This is a genomic window from Paenacidovorax caeni (assembly GCF_001298675.1).
GTDB lineage: Bacteria > Pseudomonadota > Gammaproteobacteria > Burkholderiales > Burkholderiaceae_C > Paenacidovorax > Paenacidovorax caeni.
Window position 1 is genome coordinate 1 of the sequence record NZ_CYIG01000009.1, and the last position, 18,535, is coordinate 18,535.

An 18,535-nucleotide genomic window follows, 5' to 3' on the forward strand; every position below is an offset into this window, starting at 1 on the left:
CGGACCTGGCCCGGCGCCTGGCCGATGCCGCCGTGCGCGAGGGTGCCGACATCGCCATCGCCTGCGCACCGGACAGCGCCACGCCCGGTGCGCCCCTGCGCGCGCAGCCGGTTTTCTGCCTGCTGCGCGCCAGCCTGCGCCCCAGCCTGGCGCGCTACACGCATGAGGGGGGCCGCAAAATCGGCGCCTGGACCGCCCAGCACCGCTGCGCGCGCGTGCCCTTCGACCGCCCTGGGGACGACCCGCACGCGTTTGGCAACGCCAACACGCCCGCCGAGCTGCAGGCGCTGGAAAGCCTGGGATGAGAACGTGAACACGTTCTGAGGCCATGCAAATCCCCATCCGCCCCTTGAACGCCAGCGACGTGCACGCCTACAAAGCCCTGCGCGACGCGGCCTTGCGCCATGCGCCCGAGGCCTTTCTCTCCGACTACGAAAGCGCCGTGCGGCGCCCGGCCACAGCGTATGCGCGGCGCTTCGGCAAGCCGCTGTCAGGCACCTTCTTCCTGGGGGCGTTCGATGCCGAAGGCCGCCTGGCAGGCTGCGTGGGCTGCGAGCGGGAACTGCGCGCCAAGCAGCGCCACAGCGCCACCCTGGTCGGCATGATGGTGGCGCCCCACGCCCAGCGCCAGGGCATGGGGCGGGCCCTACTGCATGCCTGCGTGGCCGTGGCCGCGCGCGTGCCGGGGCTGGAGCAATTGACCCTGAGCGTCACGGCCAGCAACACCCACGTCGTGCGCCTGTACGAGAGCGCGGGCTTTCGCGCCTGGGGCCTGCTGCCGCGCGCCATGCTGGTGAACGGCGTGGCCTACGACAAACTGCATATGATCCGCCCGCTGCACGCCCTCTGAGAGCGTGCGAAAGAACCCATGAGCACCCTCGCCGACATCGCCGCCGAACTGCCGGGCTACGACCCCAGCGACCTGCGCGTGGCCGACGCCACCGCCTTCTTGGAGGCCCTGGCCGAGCCCGTGCAAGGCACCGAAACCCTGCCCCTGCACGAAGCCCTGGGCCGCGTGCTGGCGCACGACCTGGTCTCCCCCCTGTCGGTGCCGCCGCATGACAACTCCGCCATGGACGGCTACGCCTTCGACGGTGCGGCGCTGCAGCCCGGCCAGCCCCTGCAATTGCGCCCCGTGGGCCAGGCCCTGGCGGGCCGGCCATGGCAAGGCCAGGTGGCGCCCGGCGAGTGCGTGCGCATCATGACCGGCGCCGTCATGCCCGCAGGGCTGGATACCGTGGTGCCGCAGGAACTGACCACGCCCGGCCCGGATGGCACCATTGCCATCGCCCCCGATGTGCTGCGCCCCGGCGCCAACCGCCGCCTGCGCGGCGAAGACCTCCAGGAAGGCGCTATCGCGCTTCAAAAAGGAGAGCTGCTCTCGCCTGCTGCCATTGGCCTGGCGGCCAGTTTAGGCCTACAAACGCTGGAGGTGACCCGGCGCCTGCGCGTGGCGTATTTTTCCACCGGTGACGAAATCCTGCGCCCGGGCGAGCCCCCGCGGCCCGGCGCCATCTACGACAGCAACCGCGCCACGCTCACCAGCCTGCTTGCCCGCCTGGGCGCGCAAGTGATCGACCTGGGCGCCGTGCCCGACGACCCCGCACAGATCGCCGCCGCCTTCGCCCGCGCCGCCGCGCAAGCCGATGCCGTGATCACCAGTGGCGGCGTCAGCACCGGCGACGCCGACCACACCCGCGCCATGCTGCAACAGCTGGGCGACGTGGTGTCGTGGCGCCTGGCCATGCGGCCCGGGCGCCCCATGGTGGTGGGCCGCATCGCCCGCGCATTAGAAGGAAAAATGGCCTCTAGCCCTATCCAGGAAAGCGCTGGCAGCTATGAAAACCAAAGCATCCTGTTCGGCCTGCCCGGCAACCCGGTGGCCGCGATGGTGTGCTTTCTGGTGCTGGTGCGCCCGGCGCTGCTGCGCATGATGGGCGTGCGCCAACAGGCCCTTCCGTACCTTCAGGCGCGCAGCAGCGAAATCATCCGCAAGCGCCCGGGGCGCACCGAATACCCGCGCGGCATCGTCTTCACCGCGCCCGATGGCAACCTGCAGGTCTGCACCACGGGCAGCCAGGGTTCGGGCATGCTCAGTTCCATGGTGCGTGCCAACGGCCTGATCGTGCTGCGCCACGAGCAGGGCGACGTGGCCATGGGCGACCTGGTGGACGTGATGATGTTCGACGCAGCGCTCTGACCATGCCCTACCAGGCCCGCCATTTGCCCCAAGCCCCCACCCGCGCTGCGGTGGACGCCCTGCCCGGCACCACCCTGCTGGAGTTCGGCACGCCCTGGTGCGGCCACTGCCAACGCGCGCAACCGCTGATCGAGAACGCCCTGGCGGCATGGCCCCTGGTCGCCCACCTGAAGGTGGAAGACGGCCCAGGCCAACGCCTGGGGCGCAGCTTTGGCGTCAAGCTCTGGCCCACGCTGATCGCACTGCGCGACGGCCGCGAAGTGGCGCGCTGCGTGCGCCCGCAGCAAGCGCAGGAGATTCACGATGCCATCGCGCTCGCCATCGCACAGGCGGGCGTGGGCGATGGCGCGGCCTGAGTCCAAGCGCCCCTGCGGCAGCGCGCGCCGCGTCATGTGACATCAGCCAGCGCGCCCCGCGCAGCAGGGACCAGCGCGCACCGCGCCAGCGCCTGCCGCAGGTCGGCGAGCAGGTCATCCTGGTGCTCGATGCCGATGGACAGCCGCACCAGGCCCGGCGCGATGCCCGCACGCGCCAGCTCTGCGTCGCTGAGCTGTTGGTGTGTGGTCTCGGCAGGAATGGCCGCCAGCGACTTGCTGTCGCCAATATTGACTAGGCGCTGAAACAGCCCCAGCGCGTCGTAAAAGCGCTGGGCCGCACCGCGCCCCCCGTGCAGCTCGAACGACAGCAGCCCGGGCACCAAGCCCGCACGCAGGTAGCGCGGTGCATGGCTGTGGTCAGGGTGGCTGGGGTGCGCCACGTGGTGGATGCGTGCCACGGCAGGGTGCTGATGCAAGAAATCAAGCACCGCCAGGGTGCTGCGGCTGATGCGCTCCATGCGCAGCGCCAGCGTCTCCAGCCCCAGTAGCAAAAGGAAGGCCGACTGCGCGGCCAACGTAGCGCCGCCGTTGCGCAGCATCACCGTGCGCACCCACGCAGCGAGTGGGAAAGCGGGGTAACGCTCGGTAAACACCACCTGGTTGAAGGCCGGGTCGGGCTCGGTGAACTGCGGGTAGCGCAGTGCCTGGGCGCGCCAGTCGAAGCGCCCCCCGTCCACGACCAGCCCGCCAATGGCGTTGCCATGGCCGCCGATGTACTTGGTGGCGGAATGCACCACCACGTCCGCGCCATGGTCGAAGGGACGCACCAGCAGCGGCGTGGCGCAGGTGTTGTCCACCACCACGGCCACGCCCTGGGCGTGGGCCACCGCAGCGATGGCAGCGATGTCGGCCACATCGCCCGAGGGGTTGCCCACCGACTCCAGGAACACCGCCTTGGTGTGCGGCGTGATGGCCGCAGCCAGCGCCCGCACATCGCCGCGCGCCACCCGCGTGCTGCTGATACCCCGCCCTTGCAGCACGTGCGCCACCAGGTTATGCGAGCCGCCATACACCGTGGAAGCCACGATGACGTGGTCACCCGCACGCGCCAGCGTGGCCAGCGCCACGTCGATCGCGGCCATGCCCGAGGCCACGGCCACCGCCGCCGTGCCCCCCTCAAGCTGCGCGATGCGCTGCTCCAGCACGGCCTGCGTGGGGTTGCCGGTGCGCGCGTAGATGTGGCCCTCTTGCACCAGGCCGAACAGCTCGGCGCCCTGCTGCGCATCTTCAAACAGGAAGGACGTACTCTGGTAAATCGGTACAGCGGCGCTGCGCTGGTGCTGCATGCCGTCGTAGCCTGCGTGCAACGCGATGGTGTCCGGCTGCCAGGACCGTGCTTCAGGCGCCGTGCTCATGCCGCGGCCAGCTCTTGCGACAGGGGTTGGCGCACCAGCGTGCCCTGAATCTGCTGGGGGTTGCGCAGCAGGTTGAGGATGGGGCAGTTGCGCTCGACGGCTTCGAACAAGGTTGCCAGTTCCTCATCGCTGGCGGGCGAAGCCACCTGCACCTCGTAGCGGATGTCATGCGGCCAGATCGGCGTGGACTCATGCCCTGGCGTGCCTGCGCGCGGGTCGATGCGGCCACGCACGTCCACCTCCAGGCGCTCCAGCGGCACCTGCAGCAGCGCGGCCTGGATCTCAAAGATGTGCGTCACGCAGGTGCCCAGCACACCCAACTGCAGCTCGGGCGAGGAGGGGCCGAGGTTGAAGCCCGCGAAGTCGGGCGGGCTGTCGCTGATGACCTGGTGCTCGCGGATGCGCAAACGGCGCACGCCGCTGCGCCCTTCGGCGGTCACGCGGGCGTGCAGCGTGGTGGCGCCCTCGCGCCCTTCGGCGATGCGCTGTTTGCGCGCCAGCACGGCCTGGCGCTTGTGAGAGAGGTAGTCGATAAGGCCCATGGCATGTTTCTCCGGTCGTTGAACGCCGCCATGTTCCCCGCCCGCGCAGCGCTGGCGCCACGAACCATTTCGCACTTGCTTATGTGCCCCGCGCCGCATATGGATGCACGAAATCGTTCGTTGGCCGCAGCGGCCAGGCTTCCTATCGTGGCGTCACTTTTCTTCCACGGAGGTATGCCATGCAACCCTTTTCGACCGACTTTCCGCCCCATCGCTCCCCCCTGGCGCAGCGCAGGCAGTTCCTGGGCGCCGCTGCAGCCGCTGGCGTGGCGGCCACCGCTGGCTGGCTGCCCCTGGCTGCGCATTCGCAGCCGCGCAAAATCACCCTGGCCTGGAGCCAGGCCAGTTTCTGCCAGGTACCCGTGCCCATTGCGCTGGAGCGCGGCTACTTTGCGCAAAACGGCCTGCAGGTGGAGGTGCTGAACTGGGGTGGCGCTGCCGACCAACTGCTGGAGGCGCTGGCCACCGGCAAGGCCGAAGTGGGGGTGGGCCTGATCCACCGCTGGGTCAAGCCGCTGGAGGCCGGGCTGGACGTGAAGCTGGTGGGCAGCGTGCATGGCGGCTGCCTGCGCTTTGTGGGGGTCAAGACCGCAGGCGTTACCCAGGATATCAACACCCTCAAGGGCAAGGTGATCGGCGTGGCCGACCTCAACAGCCCGGCCAAGCAGTTCTTTGCCATCCACCTCGCCAAGCGCGGCATCAATGTGGACAAGGATGTGGAGTGGCGCGTCTTCCCCGCCGACCTGCTGGATGTGGCGGTGAAGAAAGGCGAGATCCACGCCATCGCCGACGGCGACCCCAACCTGTACCTGATCGAAAAGCGCAACCCCGGCGTGTTCACCGAGATCGGCAACAGCGCCAAGGGCGAGTACGCAGAAAAAATCTGCTGCGTGCTGGGCGCGGGCGGAAAGTTTGCGCGCGAGGAGCCACGGCATGCCGCCAGCGTGGTGCGGGCGCTGGTGCAGGCCTCGCAGTACGTGGCCGAAAACCCCAACGAGTCGGCCCGCATCTTCGCCAAGTACACGCCGAAGTTCGAGGTGGACGACCTGCAGCGCCTGCTGGCCGAGCTGACCTACAAGCACCACCCATCGGGCGGGCGGCTGCGCGATGAGGTGCGCGACTTCGCGGCGGATTTCCGCGCGGCGGGCATTCTCAAGAAAAGCACCGACCCGACGCGCTTCGCCAACCACATCACCTTGGATGTCCTGTCATGAGCACCGCCAGCATCACCCTGCCCCCGTCGGGGGCGGCAACGCGGGCCACCCCGCGTGTCTGGCGCGCAGGGCTGGCCGCCTCAGCCACCTGGCTGGCCCTGGCCGCACTCACCGCGCTGTGGCCGAACAAGGAGATCGGCTTCAGCGACTGGGCCTACACGCACGAGTTTGCCATCCTCTGCGCCGTGCTGGCGGCCGCACTGCTCGCGCTGGCCCTGGCAGGCGAGCACGGCGGGCGCCTGCAGCGCGCGCTGCGCCCGGCCGGCCCCTGGCTGGTGGCAGCACCCGCGCTGCTGGGCGTGTGGCAGACCGTCACGGCCAAGCTCGGCCTGCTGCCGCCACCGTTCTTCGCGCCGCCGCAAAGCCTGCTGGAGGTGTATCTGGACGACAGCGCCCGCCTGGCCACCTCGGTGCTGCATTCGCTGCGGCTTCTGCTCAACGGCATTGCCATCGGCGCGGTCGTTGGCTTCATCACCGGCGTGTGGATCGGCTGGTCGCGCGCGGCGGGCTACTGGGTGCATCCGCTGCTGCGCTTCCTCGGGCCGGTGCCGGCCTCGGCACTGCTGCCGCTGGCGTTCTTCTTCGCGCCATCGAGCTACAGCGCAGCCGTGTTCCTGATCGCGCTGGCCACGTTCTTCCCGGTGGCGGTGCTCACCTGGTCGGGCGTGGCGGGCGTGAGCAAGAGCTACTACGACGTGGCCCGTACGCTGGGCGCATCGCCCTGGTTCCTGGTGCTGCGGGTGGCCATCCCGGCGGCGCTGCCGCAGGTTTTTGTGGGCCTGTTCATGGGGCTGGGCGCTGCGTTTTCCGTGCTCATCACCGCCGAGATGATGGGCGTGAAGGCCGGGCTGGGCTGGTACCTGCAGTGGGCCCAGGGCTGGGCCGCCTACGCCAACATGTACGGCGCGCTGCTGGTCATGGCGGCGCTGTGCTCCGGCATGATCACCCTGCTGTTCGCAGTGCGCGACCGGCTGCTGTCGTGGCAGAAAGGAACCGTGCAATGGTGACCGACACTGCGCAAGCCGACGTGGCCACCCAGGGCGCGCGCATCACGCTGCAGGGCGTGAGCCACGCCTTCAACACGCCCCAGGGCCGTCTGCAAGTACTCGACGACGTAAGCCTGACGCTGGCACCCGGCGAGTTCGTCGCCTTGCTCGGCCCCAGCGGCTGTGGCAAGTCGTCGCTGCTGCGGCTGGTGGCAGGGCTGGAAGCACCCGAGCAAGGGCGCATTACGCAAGACGGCCAGGCCATCACCCACCCGGATCCGTCGCGCATCGTCGTGTTCCAGGACCCGACGCTGTTTCCCTGGCGCACCGTGCGCGACAACGTTGCCCTGGGTCTGCAAGCACGCAAGGTGCCGCAGGCGCAGTACGCCCGCGTGGACGAAGCGCTGGCCTTGGTCGGGCTGTCGGAATTTGCGCACAGCCATCCGCACCAGCTCTCGGGCGGCATGGCGCAACGCGCGGCGCTGGCGCGCGCGCTGGTCAACGACCCACGCCTGCTGATCCTCGACGAGCCGCTGGGCAAGCTGGACTCGCTCACCCGGCTGGCCATGCAAGGCGAGATCCTGCGGTTGTGGCAGCAGGCGGGTTTCTCGGTGCTGATGGTCACGCACGACGTGGAGGAGGCGCTGTTCCTGGCCAACCGCGTGATCGTGTTCTCGCCCCGGCCTGCGCGCACGGTCGCTGAGCTGCGCGTGGACCTGCCCTATCCGCGCCACCGGGGCCAGGCGCAGTTCGTGCAGCTACGCCAGCAGGCGCTGGCCCACCTGGGCCTGCCGGATTCGCTGTAATGGTGGACCGGGCACAGGACGCCCCCTGGCTTGCCTGGCTGGTGGAGGCGCTGCACCAGGCGCAATGGCTGCTGCTGCGCCTGCTGCACGCCTGCGGCCTCGCAGGCGGCGCCGAAGGCCAGCCCGCCTGGCCCTGGGCCTGGCGCCTGTCGGGCGAGAACCTGCTGCTGGACGCAGGCCAAGCGCGCCTGCTGGCCGCAGGCCTGGGCTGCGCAGGCGCCGCACTGCTGTTGCTGGCGCTGGCCTGTACTTGGCGGCGCATGCGCTGGCCACTCGCGGGGGGCGCGCTGCTGGCCGTGGTGCTGGCGCCCTGGCCCTCGGCCAGTGTGGTGCAAGTGCCCGCGCACCCGGCGAGCTTCCACACCCAGCCGCAGCCCTTCTCAGACACAGCCATTGCGCGTGGCGAGGCGCACTACGCGCGCCACTGCCTGCGCTGCCACGGTGCCCAGGGCAACGGGCAGGGGCGCGACGCTGCCGCGCAGCCCGTCTGGCCGCCCAGCTTCACCAGCACGCTGCTGTGGCGCCGCGCCGATGGCGATCTGTTCCACGCCATCCGCCACGGTGTGCGGGGGCGCGATGGCCGCGCCACCATGCCGGGCTTCGCGGCCTGGCTGTCCGAGGCGCAGACCTGGGATTTGCTGCACTATCTGCGCGCCCTGGCCGCAGGCGAGCTGCTGCAGGCCACCGGCAGCTGGGCCCAGCCCGTGCCACTGCCAGACATGGCCCTGCGCTGCCATAGCGCCGGTAAAACCCGCGTGAGCGACTGGCGGGGCCAACGCCTGCTCCTGACCACCGCGCCACTGAGAGATCTGCTGCCCGATCCACGCTTCATCACCCTGTGGTTGCCGATGGAGGAAGCGCCTTCCGCGCTCCCCGATGCCGTTGACTGCGTGGCCGCCGCGCCCGCCACAGCCACGCTGGCGCTGGAACTCGTCAGTGCCAGCCAATCCCTGCACGGCGTACAGCTGATGGCCGACAAGGCCGGCTGGCTGCGCGCGCGCAACGCGCGCGGCGCCTCGGCCTGGCGCAACGACGACCTGCTGTGCCGCACCCCCGACGGCACGGCACAGGGCGTGGCAAGCGGACAGGAAGATGCGCTGTCGCGCATCCTGCGCCTCATGGACGCGGAGCCAGTGCGCTACGTGAAAGGCGGCCGGGTCCATGGCACCGTTTTCTGAGAGGAAACCGCACCGTCCCCCGCTTCACGGCGAAGAACGCAGGTGCCCTCGGCAACGGTCTCCCGCCATTTGAAGACGTTTTCAGCCTCCAGCGCTTTTGGGACTGCGCAAGCAGCTCTTTTATCGATAGCAAAAGTGGCATTTCACCGCTACGCCAGTGGCACCCCAAGCCCCGCCTTCAGGCACTCCAGCGCCACCGATGTGCGAAAACGCCGCACATTGTCATCGCCGCCAAACAGCCGCGCAGTGATGTCTTGGTACTCGGCCATGGTGGCGGCAGTGACTACCAGCAGGTAATCTGCCTCGCCCGTAATCGCATGGCACTGCTGCACCGCCGGCTCGGCCAGGATGCGTTCGCGCAGGCCGGCGGTGCGCAGTGGGTGCTCGTCATGCACGTGCACCTCGACCATCAGCGTCAATGGCCGCCCCAGGCGGCTGGCGTCCAGCACGGCCACCTCGGCGCGGATGACGCCGCTGTCGCGCAGGCGGCGAATGCGCCGCTGCACCGCTGGGGCCGAAAGGTGCACGGCCCGGGCAATCTCACGCTGCGCCACCGTGTTGTCGCGCTGCAGGATGGCAAGAATGGCCCGGTCAAATGCATCGAGCACAGGTGTGGTGGTGGAATCAGGGGGCATGGGCGAGCGAAAGTTGCGTGACATGGCGGCAAATGGAGTCTAAATATCCCAGGCTGCGCAATAAAGTCTTGCGCATGTTGCGCACACGCTTTTCCTCGCTGCTCCCGGTGCTTGCCATCCTGGGCTCGGTCACCTTTCTCGGCCTAGGCACCTCCTGGGCCAAGCACAGCCTGTTCCCCCTGGTCGGCGCCCAGGGCACGACGGCGGTGCGCGTGGGCCTCTCGGCGCTGCTGCTGGTAGTGCTGTGGCGCCCCTGGCGCTGGCGCCTGCGCGGGCACGATGCACGCCTGGTCGCCTGCTACGGCGCAGCCCTCGGGCTGATGAACCTGGGCTTTTACATGGCGCTGCGCACCATCCCGTTCGGCGTGGCCGTGGCCATCGAGTTCGCCGGGCCGCTGGCCGTGGCGCTGTGGGCCTCGCGCCGTGCGCTCGACTTCGTCTGGGTGGCGCTGGCCGTGGCCGGGCTATGGCTGCTGCTGCCGCTGGGGCACAGCGTGAGCGGGCTCGACCCGACGGGCGTGCTGTGGGCGCTGGCGGCGGCAGTGTGCTGGGCCGTCTACATCCTGTTCGGCAAGCGCGTAGGGCATTTGCACACGGGGCACTCGGTCTCGCTCGGGCTGGCCGTGGCAGCGCTGGTGGTCGTGCCGGTGGGTGCTGCGCACGCGGGCAGCGCCCTGCTCTCGCCCACCGTGTTGTTGACCGGGCTGGGGGTGGCGGCGCTGTCGAGCGCGATACCGATCATGCTGGAGATGGTGGCACTCAAGCGCCTGCCGCCGCAGGCCTTCGGCATCATGATCAGCATGGAGCCGGCCGTGGCGGCGCTGCTGGCGCTGGGCCTGCTGGGCGAGCACCTGAGCGCATCGCAGTGGCTGGCCATCGGGCTGATCGTCGCCGCATCGATGGGCTGCGCCTTCACGGCGCAACGGCGCGCAGCGGCCGCCGAGGCGGTGCTGCCGGCCTAGAACGTGTTTTTAGAGCCTGTTCACGATCTTTTCATAGTGCCCGCAAGGCAGCAAAAAGCCGCAATCTAGGCGCGCGCCGCAGGCCATGCTGGAGGCCTGGGCTAGGTGCGCAACAACGAGTGCGGCTTTTTGCTGCCTTGCCCGAAGGGTTGCCCCGCAAAAGTGGCATCTGCGGCGTTGCAAAGGCTCGCCGGGCCACCAGCCCGGCTGCGCTTTGCGCCTTACACCTGCCACTTTTGCGGGGCAACGGGCACTATGAAAAGATCGTGAACAGGCTCTTACGCCTGTGCCGCGCGCGGCACGCGCAGGCGGCTGGCGGGGAAGGTGACGGCAAACTCCGAGCCCTGGCCCAGCACGCTGGAAATATCGAGCTGGGCGCCATGGCGCTGCAAAACATGCTTGACGATGGCCAGCCCCAGGCCCGTGCCCCCCGTCTCGCGCGAGCGGCTGCGGTCCACACGGTAGAAGCGCTCGGTCAAGCGCGGGATGTGCTCGGGAGCAATCCCAGGGCCGGTGTCGCGCACGGAAAAACGTGCGCCGCCCCCCTCCAGCGGCTGCCACTGCACGGTGATCTGGCCACCCGGAGGCGTGTAGCGCACGGCATTGCTGATGAGGTTCGACAGCGCGCTGTGCAGCTCTGGCACGCTACCCGCAATGTCGCCAGCTGCGCGCAGTTGCGCATCCTCCGGGAACGCCAGGCGGTGCGGCATGGAGCCCTCAGGCGTGAGCAGCTGCGACAACGCGCGCGCCTCCTCCTCGCAGCGCACCAGCAGCGCGCGCACGCTGGACCAGTCCCCGCGCCCCGGCAAAGGGCTGCCCTCCAGGCGCGAGAGCGTGAGCAGATCCTGCACCACGCTGTGCATGCGCGCGCCCTGCTGCGCCATCAGGCTGAGGTAGCGCGCGCGCTCGGCGTTGGGCAGCTGCAGTGTCTGCAGGGTTTCGATGAAGCCCACCAGCACGGTGAGCGGGGTACGAATCTCGTGCGACACGTTGGCCACGAAGTCGCGCCGCATGGCCTCGGCCTGTTCCAGCGCCGTCACATCACGCGAAAGCATGAGCTTGCGCCCGTCGCCATAGGGGTGCAGGTGTACCGACAGCTTGACCGGGTGCGAGGGTGTGCTTTCGCGCCCGGGCAGCAGCAGATCATGGCTGAAGTCGCCCCCGGCGTAGTAGGCGTTGAAGGCGGGCTCGCGCAGCAGGTTGCCGATGGACTGCATCAGGTCGCGCTCGGCGTCGAGCCCGAGATGCTGGGCCGCCGTCTGGTTACACCACTCGATGTGGCCCTCGGCGTCAAGCAACAGCACCCCGTTGGGCGACGCCTGCAGCGCCGCCAGAAACTCCTGCAAACGCGCATCGCTGGCCTGGGCCTCCTGCTGCCGCTGGCGCAGCAGCCGGCGCATGCGCTCGACGGCTTCGCCCCACAGGCCGTGCAGCACCGGGGCACGCGCCAGCGCGCCGTCCTCACGCAGCCAATGGATCACGCGCAGGCCGCGCCAGGATTCCCAGGCGAATCCGGCCCAAGAGGCCAGTGCGATCCCCAGAGCGGCGCACCAGGCCCCTGCCAACCATCCGCCCAGGGCGCCCCCAGCGAGCTGCAGGGCAAAGAAGAAGGAGAAGCGCCAAAGCATGGGGGCGTCCGCGGTGGGTTATGAAGGGAATCGGCCTTCAGGCCAATGCCAGCAAGGGCTGGCAGCTATCCATTTTGCAGCTGCGGCTGCGCCGTAAGGCGGTAGCCTGCGCCACGCACGGTCTCTACCATGGCGCTAGCGGCGCCCAGCGCTTCGCGCAGGCGCTTGACGTGCACATCGACCGTGCGCTCTTCGATGAACACGTGGTCGCCCCAGACCTTGTCGAGCAGCTGCGAGCGGCTGTGCACGCGCTCGGCATGCTTCATGAGGTAGTGCAGCAGCTTGAATTCGGTGGGCCCCACCTTGAGCGGCTGGCCCTGCCAGGTCACGCGGTGCGTGGCGGCATCAAGCAGCAGCTCGCCGATGGCGACGCTGTCGCTGACCTGCTCGGGTGCGCGGCGGCGCAGCACGGCCCGGATGCGGGCCAGCATTTCCTGCGTGGAAAAGGGCTTGGTGATGTAGTCGTCCGCACCTGCGTCAAGCCCGGCCACTTTGTCAGGCTCGTCGCCGCGGGCGGTGAGCATGAGAATGGGCACCGGCTTGGTGCGCGCGTCGGCGCGCCACTTGCGCGCCAGTTGCAGGCCGCTCTGGCCGGGCAGCATCCAGTCAAGCAGGATCACGTCGGGCAGCACGGCGTCGAGCTCGCGCTGCGCGGCGTCGCCATCCTCGGCCCAGATGGGCGCAAAACCGTTGTGGCGCAGGTTCACGGCGATCAGCTCGGCGATCGCTGGCTCGTCTTCCACGATGAGCACGCGGGGAAACTTCTTCATATCACTTGTCCATTGCGCTGTGCGCTGCCTGCCAGCCTGGCGCGTCCCACGCCGGCGGACGCCGCGCAAGGGCCGTCCCGCCGCGCTGGCGTCGTCCCCCTTCCCGCGTAGGGAGAGAAGGGGGGAGCGGCGAAGCCGCTCGGGGGGGTGTTCATAAAACCGCCGATTCGATCTCGGTGAGCGCGGTGTGGCGCACGTCCTTGCCCTTGACCAGGTAGATGATCAGCTCGGCCACGTTCTTCGAGTGGTCGCCGATGCGTTCGATGGCCTTGGCCAGGAACAGCAGGTCCAGGCTGGGCGAGATCGTGCGCGGGTCTTCCATCATGTAGGTGATGAGCTTGCGCACGAAGCCGTCGAACTCGCGGTCAATCAGATCGTCTTCCTTGAGGATGTCGACGGCCGCCTTGGTGTCCAGGCGCGCGAAGGCGTCCAGCGCCTTGCGCAGCAGGCCCGAGGCCAGGTCGGCGGCCATGCGCAGGTCGCTGCTGGGCAGCGAGCGCGCGGCGCCGCTTTCGATGATGGAGCGCACCATGCGCGCCATGCGCGTGGCCTCGTCGCCCATGCGCTCCAGGTTGGCCGTGGCCTTGGAGAAGACCATCAGCAGGCGCAGGTCACGCGCCGTGGGCTGGCGCCGCGCGATGATGGTGGTGAGCTCGTGGTCGATCTCCACCTCCATCACGTTCACGCGGTTTTCCAGCACCTCCACCTGGGCCACGGCGTCGAGGCTGAAGTTCGACAGCGCCGCGATGGCCTGGCGGATCTGCGATTCGACCAGCCCGCCCAGCTCCATGACGCGCGCGGAGACGCTGTTGAGTTCGCTGTCGAATTGCGTGGAAAGATGTTTCTCGGTCATTGTCATGTCCTTCGCTGTCAGCCGAACCGGCCCGTGATGTAGTCTTCCGTCTCCTTGCGCTGGGGCTTGAAGAACATCTGCTCGGTGGCGCCGAACTCCACCAGGTCGCCCAGGTACATGTAGGCGGTGTAGTCGCTGCAGCGCGCGGCCTGCTGCATGTTGTGGGTCACGATGACCACGGTGTATTCGTTCTTCAGCTCGGCGATCAGTTCCTCGATCTTGGCAGTGGAGATCGGGTCCAGCGCCGAGCAGGGCTCGTCGAGCAGCAGCACTTCGGGCAGCACGGCGATGCCGCGCGCGATGCACAGGCGCTGCTGCTGCCCGCCCGACAGGCCCGAGCCGCTCTGGTGCAGCTTGTCCTTCACCTCGGTCCACAGGGCCGCCTTCTTCAGCGCCCACTCCACGCGTTCATCCATGTCGGTGGCGTTGAGGCTCTCGAACAGCTTCACGCCAAAGGCGATGTTGTCGTAGATCGACATCGGGAACGGTGTGGGCTTCTGGAACACCATGCCAACCTTGGCACGGATCAGCGCCACGTCCTGCTTGGATTGCAGCAGGTTCTCGCCGTCGAGCAGGATCTGGCCCTCGGCACGCTGCTCGGGGTACAGCTCGAACATGCGGTTGAAGGTGCGCAGCAGCGTCGATTTGCCGCAACCCGAGGGGCCAATGAAGGCCGTGACCTTCTTCTCGGGGATGTCGAGGTTGATGCCCTTGAGCGCGTGGAACTTGCCGTAGTAGAAGTTCAGGTCACGCACCGCGATCTTGGAGGGCACAGGGGTGGTCGAGTTGGAGGGCATGCAAGTCTTCCAGAAAATCGGTTTACTTTTGGCGCGTGAGCACGCGCGCCAGGATGTTGAGGCCGAGCACCGCCACGGTGATGAGGAACACGGCAGCCCAGGCGAGCTGCTGCCAGTTCTCGTAGGGGCTCATGGCGAACTTGAAGATGGTCACGGGCAGGCTGGCCATGGGCTTGGACAGGTCGCCGTTCCAGAACTGGTTGTTCAGCGCCGTGAACAGCAGCGGCGCCGTCTCGCCCGCGATGCGCGCCACCGCCAGCAGCACGCCGGTGATGACGCCGGTGCGCGCCGCGCGCAGTGTTACCAGGCTGATGACCTTCCACTTGGGCGCACCCAGTGCATAAGCCGCTTCGCGCAGGCTGGCGGGCACCAGCAGGAGCATGTTTTCCGTCGTGCGGATCACCACCGGCACCACGATCAGTGCCAGCGCCAGCACGCCAGCCCAGCCCGAGAAGCTCTTGAAGTACGCCACCACCACCGTGTAGACGAACAGGCCGATGACGATGGAAGGCGCCGACAGCAGGATGTCATTGACGAAGCGCGTGGCAGGCGCCAGCCAGCCCTGCTTGCCGTACTCGGCCAGGTAGATGCCGGCAAGGATTCCCACCGGCGTGCCGATAAAGGTGGACAGCATCACCATCATGAACGAGCCGAACAGCGCGTTCGCCAGGCCACCCGCCTCGTTGGGCGGCGGCGTCATCTCCGTGAACAATGTCAGGGACAGGCCACCCAGCCCCAGGCGCAGCGTCTCCCACAGGATCCACACCAGCCAGAACACACCGAAGGCCATTGCCGCGAGCGACAGGGTCAGCGCAATCTGGTTGATGCGCTTGCGCGTGGCGTAGCGCGCGCTGCGTGCCTGCGCCAGCTCGGCGGCGGAGATCAGCTTCTGCGAGGTACTCGTCGTGCTCATGCGCGCGCTCCTTCACCCTTTTGCAGGCGGTTCAGCAGCAGCTTGGACAGTGCCAACACCACGAACGTGATGAAGAACAGCACCAGCCCGAGGTAAATCAGCGAGGCCTGGTGCAGCCCCTCGCCGGCCTCGGCGAACTCGTTGGCCAGCGCCGAGGTGATGCTGTTGGCGGCCTCGAAGACCGACAGAGAATTGAGTTGGTTCATGTTGCCGATCACAAAGGTGACGGCCATGGTCTCGCCCAGGGCACGGCCCAGGCCGAGCATGATGCCGCCGAGCACGCCCGTCTTGGTGTAGGGCAGCACCACTTTCCAGACCACCTCCCAGGTGGTCGATCCCAGGCCGTAGGCCGACTCCTTGAGCAGCGCGGGCGTGACCTCGAACACGTCGCGCATCACCGCCGCGATGAACGGAATGATCATGATCGCCAGGATGATGCCCGCCGACAGGATGCCAATGCCCACCGGGGGACCAGACACCAGCGCCCCGAGGTAGGGCACGCCTTTGAAAATGCTTTGCAGCGGCTGCTGCACCCAGGTGGCCAGCAGCGGGCCGAACACCATCAGCCCCCACATGCCATAGACGATGGAAGGCACGGCGGCCAGCAGCTCAATGGCCGTGCCCAACGGGCGCTTGAGCCAGGCGGGCGAGAGCTCCGTCAGAAACAGCGCGATGCCGAAACTCACCGGCACGGCGATCAGCAACGCGATGGCCGACGTCGCCAGCGTGCCGTAAATCATCACCAGGCCGCCGTACTCGTTTTGTACCGGATCCCACACGCTGCGCGTGAGAAAACCCAGGCCGTATTGCGAGATGGAGGGCCAAGCCCCCACCAACAGCGAAATCAGAATGCCCAGCAGCATGGCCAGCGTGAGCAACGCTGCACCGCGCGCGAGCCAGGCAAACAGGCGATCCGCCATGCTGCCGGACAACAGTGGCGGACGACTGGGAGGAAGGGTCTGGCCAGTGCCGGAAAGCCGCTGTGGCTGCGGCGGTGGCACCGAGGGAACGGACAGCGTCGTGGACACAGGTGAACCTTTGTTGTCTTGCATGGTGCATCGGCGGGCGCGATATGCGCACCCACCGCCTGCGGATTATTTCAGCGCCCCAGAAAACCCCGGGGCCTTGCGGCGCACGGGGCTCCCTGGAAGCGGGCGGCTTACTTCAGCGCGATAGGCTTGCCAGCGGCGTCCTTGATTTCACCCCAGGACTTGACGATCACGCTCTTCACGCTGTCGGGCATGGGCACGTAGTCCAGATCGGCAGCCGTCTTGTCGCCATTCTGGTAGGCCCACTCAAAGAACTTGAGCGAAGCGGCGGCTTGCTGTGGCTTGTCCTGGCTCTTGTGCATCAGGATGAAGGTCGCGCCGGTGATGGGCCAAGAGGCCTTGCCAGGCTGGTTCGTCAGGATCTGGTAGAAGCTCTTGCTCCAGTCCGCACCCGCAGCCGCAGCCTTGAAGGCGTCGTCATCAGGCGTCACGAAGGCGCCCTCGGCGTTCTGCAGCTGCACGTAGTTCAGCTTGTTCTGCTTGACGTAGGCGTACTCCACGTAGCCGATCGAGTTCGCCAGGCGACCAACGAAGGCGGCCACGCCCTCGTTGCCCTTGCCACCCGCGCCCGTGGGCCAGTTCACCGCCGTGCCCTCGCCCACCTTGGACTTCCACTCAGCGTTCACCTTAGAGAGGTAGTTGGTGAAGATGAAGCTGGTACCCGAGCCATCGGCGCGGCGCACCGGGGCAATGGCTGCTTCGGGCAGCTTCACGCCGGGGTTCAGCGCCACGATGGCGGGGTCGTTCCAGTGCGTGACCTTGCCGAGGTAAATGTCACCCAGCACTTGGCCGCTGAGCTTAAGCTGGCCGGCGGCGATACCCTGGATGTTGACCACCGGCACCACGCCACCGATCACGGTAGGGAACTGCACCAGGCCCTTCTTGGCCAGGTCTTCATCCTTGAGCGGCGCATCGGAGGCGCCAAAATCCACCGTCTTGGCCTCGATCTGGCGCAGACCGGCACCCGAACCCACGGACTGGTAGTTGATCTTCACGCCGGCGGCCTTGTGGTAATCAGCAGCCCACTTGGAGTACAGCGGCGCCGGGAAGCTGGCGCCAGCGCCGGTGGCTTCCTGTTGGGCCATTGCATGGGGCAGCGCCATGGCCGACAGCGCGCCGGCCACCAGGATGCGGATCAGGGACAGTTTCATGACAAACCTCTGCGGTTGTGGAAGGAATGACCGCGACTGTAGAGACGCTTTGTGACAGTCATGTGACGCCGTCTTTTTGTCACGGCACTGCCAAAAAACACCTCCGTGGCCCGCGGGCGCCCGCGGCGTCATCAAACCTTCATCCCCCCTGGCTACGCTGCCGCACGTTGCGAATGAAAGCCAAGCCATGCCTTTTGAAGACCGCGAGGAACTGGTGCGCCGTATCGAGAACGACCTGCTCGACGGCCTCGACGAAGAACTGGAACTGGAAATAGAAGACCGCACGCACAACCTGCCGGACGGCAGCGGCGGCCAGCCCGAAAGCCACGCCCAGCGCGTGGCGTATTTCAAGGAACTGTTCCGCCTGCAGGGCGAGCTGGTCAAGCTGCAGGACTGGGTGGCCTCGACGCGGCAAAAGGCCGTCATCATCTTCGAGGGCCGCGACGCGGCGGGCAAGGGCGGTGTCATCAAGCGCATCACCCAGCGCCTGAACCCGCGCGTGTGCCGCGTGGTGGCGCTGCCCGCGCCCAACGACCGCGAACGCACGCAGTGGTACTTCCAGCGCTATGCGGCGCACCTGCCCGCGGCGGGCGAAATGGTGCTGTTCGACCGCAGTTGGTACAACCGCGCCGGCGTGGAGCGCGTCATGGGCTTTTGCACCGACGCGGAGTACGAGGAATTCTTCCGCTCGGCCCCCGAGTTCGAGCGCATGCTGGTGCGCTCGGGCATCAAGCTCATCAAGTACTGGTTCTCCATCACCGACGACGAGCAGCACCTGCGCTTCCTGGGCCGCATCCACGACCCGCTCAAGCAGTGGAAGCTCAGCCCCATGGACCTGGAGTCGCGCCGCCGCTGGGAGGACTACACCCGCGTCAAGGAGGCCATGCTGGAGCAAACGCACATCCCCGAAGCGCCCTGGTGGGTCGTGCCCGCGGACAACAAGAAGCAAGCACGGCTGAACTGCATCAGCCACCTGCTGGGGCAGTTCCCCTACGCCGAGGTGGAGCGCCCCGAAGTGCTGCTGCCCGCACGCGTACGCAACGCCGACTACATCCGCCATCCAGTCCCGCAGGACATGATCGTCCCGCAGATTTACTGACTCCACTCGCGCACAAGGCC

20 protein-coding genes are annotated in these 18,535 nt (G+C 67.9%); 10 read left to right on the top strand and 10 right to left on the bottom strand.

Translation table 11 applies throughout. The features are described 5' to 3' along the window. From BN2503_RS20455 to BN2503_RS05870, 4 genes are all read left to right on the top strand, one after another. Positions 1–305 (top strand): glycosyltransferase family protein (locus BN2503_RS20455; RefSeq protein WP_491893066.1); only part of this gene is annotated, 305 nt, incomplete at its 5' end. 23 nt (positions 306–328) lie between these two features. Then, the gene (locus BN2503_RS05860) at positions 329–850 is read left to right on the top strand and encodes a GNAT family N-acetyltransferase (protein WP_054255717.1); all 522 of its coding nucleotides are present in this window, start codon (positions 329–331) and stop codon (positions 848–850) included. A gap of 18 nt (positions 851–868) precedes the next feature. Further along, complete coding sequence (gene moeA / locus BN2503_RS05865; RefSeq protein WP_054255718.1) at positions 869–2,200, top strand: molybdopterin molybdotransferase MoeA; 1,332 nt, start codon at positions 869–871, stop codon at positions 2,198–2,200. 2 nt (positions 2,201–2,202) lie between these two features. Further along, positions 2,203–2,556, top strand: coding sequence for a thioredoxin family protein (locus tag BN2503_RS05870; protein ID WP_054255719.1), 354 nt, complete (start codon positions 2,203–2,205; stop codon positions 2,554–2,556). Positions 2,557–2,588: 32 nt separating this feature from the next. On the opposite strand, the gene BN2503_RS05875 is transcribed toward BN2503_RS05870, so the two are convergent. After that, positions 2,589–3,932: an O-acetylhomoserine aminocarboxypropyltransferase/cysteine synthase family protein gene (locus tag BN2503_RS05875; RefSeq protein ID WP_054255720.1), complete on the bottom strand. Its 1,344-nt coding sequence runs from the start codon at positions 3,930–3,932 to the stop codon at positions 2,589–2,591. Then, on the bottom strand, positions 3,929–4,474 hold the full coding sequence (locus tag BN2503_RS05880; RefSeq protein ID WP_054255721.1) for an OsmC family protein: 546 nt from the start codon (positions 4,472–4,474) through the stop codon (positions 3,929–3,931). The genes BN2503_RS05875 and BN2503_RS05880 overlap by 4 nt, the downstream gene beginning before the upstream one ends. A gap of 179 nt (positions 4,475–4,653) precedes the next feature. Between BN2503_RS05880 and BN2503_RS05885 the strand changes: the two genes are divergently transcribed. The 4 genes from BN2503_RS05885 to BN2503_RS05900 are packed head-to-tail and all read left to right on the top strand — an operon-like array spanning position 4,654 to position 8,658. Further along, entirely contained in the window at positions 4,654–5,688 is a 1,035-nt protein-coding gene (locus tag BN2503_RS05885; RefSeq protein WP_054255722.1) for an ABC transporter substrate-binding protein, read from the top strand. Next, positions 5,685–6,695, top strand: coding sequence for an ABC transporter permease (locus BN2503_RS05890; RefSeq protein ID WP_082366510.1), 1,011 nt, complete (start codon positions 5,685–5,687; stop codon positions 6,693–6,695). Before BN2503_RS05885 ends, BN2503_RS05890 begins: the two co-directional genes overlap by 4 nt. Further along, a complete protein-coding gene (locus BN2503_RS05895) occupies positions 6,689–7,480 on the top strand; it encodes an ABC transporter ATP-binding protein (RefSeq protein ID WP_054255723.1) in 792 nt (263 codons plus the stop codon). The genes BN2503_RS05890 and BN2503_RS05895 overlap by 7 nt, the downstream gene beginning before the upstream one ends. Then, positions 7,480–8,658 (top strand): c-type cytochrome, encoded by a 1,179-nt coding sequence (locus tag BN2503_RS05900; protein ID WP_054255724.1) that lies wholly within the window; start codon positions 7,480–7,482, stop codon positions 8,656–8,658. Before BN2503_RS05895 ends, BN2503_RS05900 begins: the two co-directional genes overlap by 1 nt. Before the next feature lie 149 nt (positions 8,659–8,807). Here the strand turns inward: BN2503_RS05900 and BN2503_RS05905 are convergent, their stop codons facing one another. Further along, complete coding sequence (locus BN2503_RS05905; RefSeq protein WP_233495015.1) at positions 8,808–9,317, bottom strand: Lrp/AsnC family transcriptional regulator; 510 nt, start codon at positions 9,315–9,317, stop codon at positions 8,808–8,810. A gap of 50 nt (positions 9,318–9,367) precedes the next feature. Between BN2503_RS05905 and BN2503_RS05910 the strand changes: the two genes are divergently transcribed. Continuing rightward, positions 9,368–10,255, top strand: a complete 888-nt coding sequence (locus tag BN2503_RS05910) for an EamA family transporter (RefSeq protein WP_054255725.1) — start codon at positions 9,368–9,370, stop codon at positions 10,253–10,255. A 278-nt stretch (positions 10,256–10,533) separates the two neighbouring features. Here BN2503_RS05910 and phoR read toward each other — a convergent pair whose 3' ends face one another. The 7 genes from phoR to pstS form a co-directional block, all read right to left on the bottom strand. Next, positions 10,534–11,883 carry a phosphate regulon sensor histidine kinase PhoR gene (gene phoR, locus BN2503_RS05915; RefSeq protein ID WP_054255726.1) on the bottom strand — a complete coding sequence of 450 codons (1,350 nt, stop codon included), beginning with the start codon at positions 11,881–11,883 and terminating at the stop codon, positions 10,534–10,536. A gap of 65 nt (positions 11,884–11,948) precedes the next feature. Further along, positions 11,949–12,653 (bottom strand): phosphate regulon transcriptional regulator PhoB, encoded by a 705-nt coding sequence (gene phoB / locus BN2503_RS05920; protein ID WP_054255727.1) that lies wholly within the window; start codon positions 12,651–12,653, stop codon positions 11,949–11,951. Positions 12,654–12,804: 151 nt separating this feature from the next. Next, on the bottom strand, positions 12,805–13,506 hold the full coding sequence (gene phoU, locus BN2503_RS05925; protein WP_054255728.1) for a phosphate signaling complex protein PhoU: 702 nt from the start codon (positions 13,504–13,506) through the stop codon (positions 12,805–12,807). A gap of 17 nt (positions 13,507–13,523) precedes the next feature. Next, a complete protein-coding gene (gene pstB, locus BN2503_RS05930) occupies positions 13,524–14,303 on the bottom strand; it encodes a phosphate ABC transporter ATP-binding protein PstB (RefSeq protein ID WP_054255729.1) in 780 nt (259 codons plus the stop codon). A gap of 22 nt (positions 14,304–14,325) precedes the next feature. Further along, entirely contained in the window at positions 14,326–15,216 is an 891-nt protein-coding gene (gene pstA, locus BN2503_RS05935; RefSeq protein WP_054255730.1) for a phosphate ABC transporter permease PstA, read from the bottom strand. Continuing rightward, positions 15,213–16,151, bottom strand: coding sequence for a phosphate ABC transporter permease subunit PstC (gene pstC / locus BN2503_RS05940; RefSeq protein WP_074930099.1), 939 nt, complete (start codon positions 16,149–16,151; stop codon positions 15,213–15,215). Before pstC ends, pstA begins: the two co-directional genes overlap by 4 nt. Positions 16,152–16,375: 224 nt before the next feature. Further along, positions 16,376–17,416 carry a phosphate ABC transporter substrate-binding protein PstS gene (gene pstS, locus BN2503_RS05945; protein WP_054255732.1) on the bottom strand — a complete coding sequence of 347 codons (1,041 nt, stop codon included), beginning with the start codon at positions 17,414–17,416 and terminating at the stop codon, positions 16,376–16,378. 187 nt (positions 17,417–17,603) lie between these two features. Between pstS and ppk2 the strand changes: the two genes are divergently transcribed. Further along, entirely contained in the window at positions 17,604–18,515 is a 912-nt protein-coding gene (gene ppk2, locus BN2503_RS05950) for a polyphosphate kinase 2 (RefSeq protein WP_054255733.1), read from the top strand. Positions 18,516–18,535 lie beyond the last annotated feature (20 nt).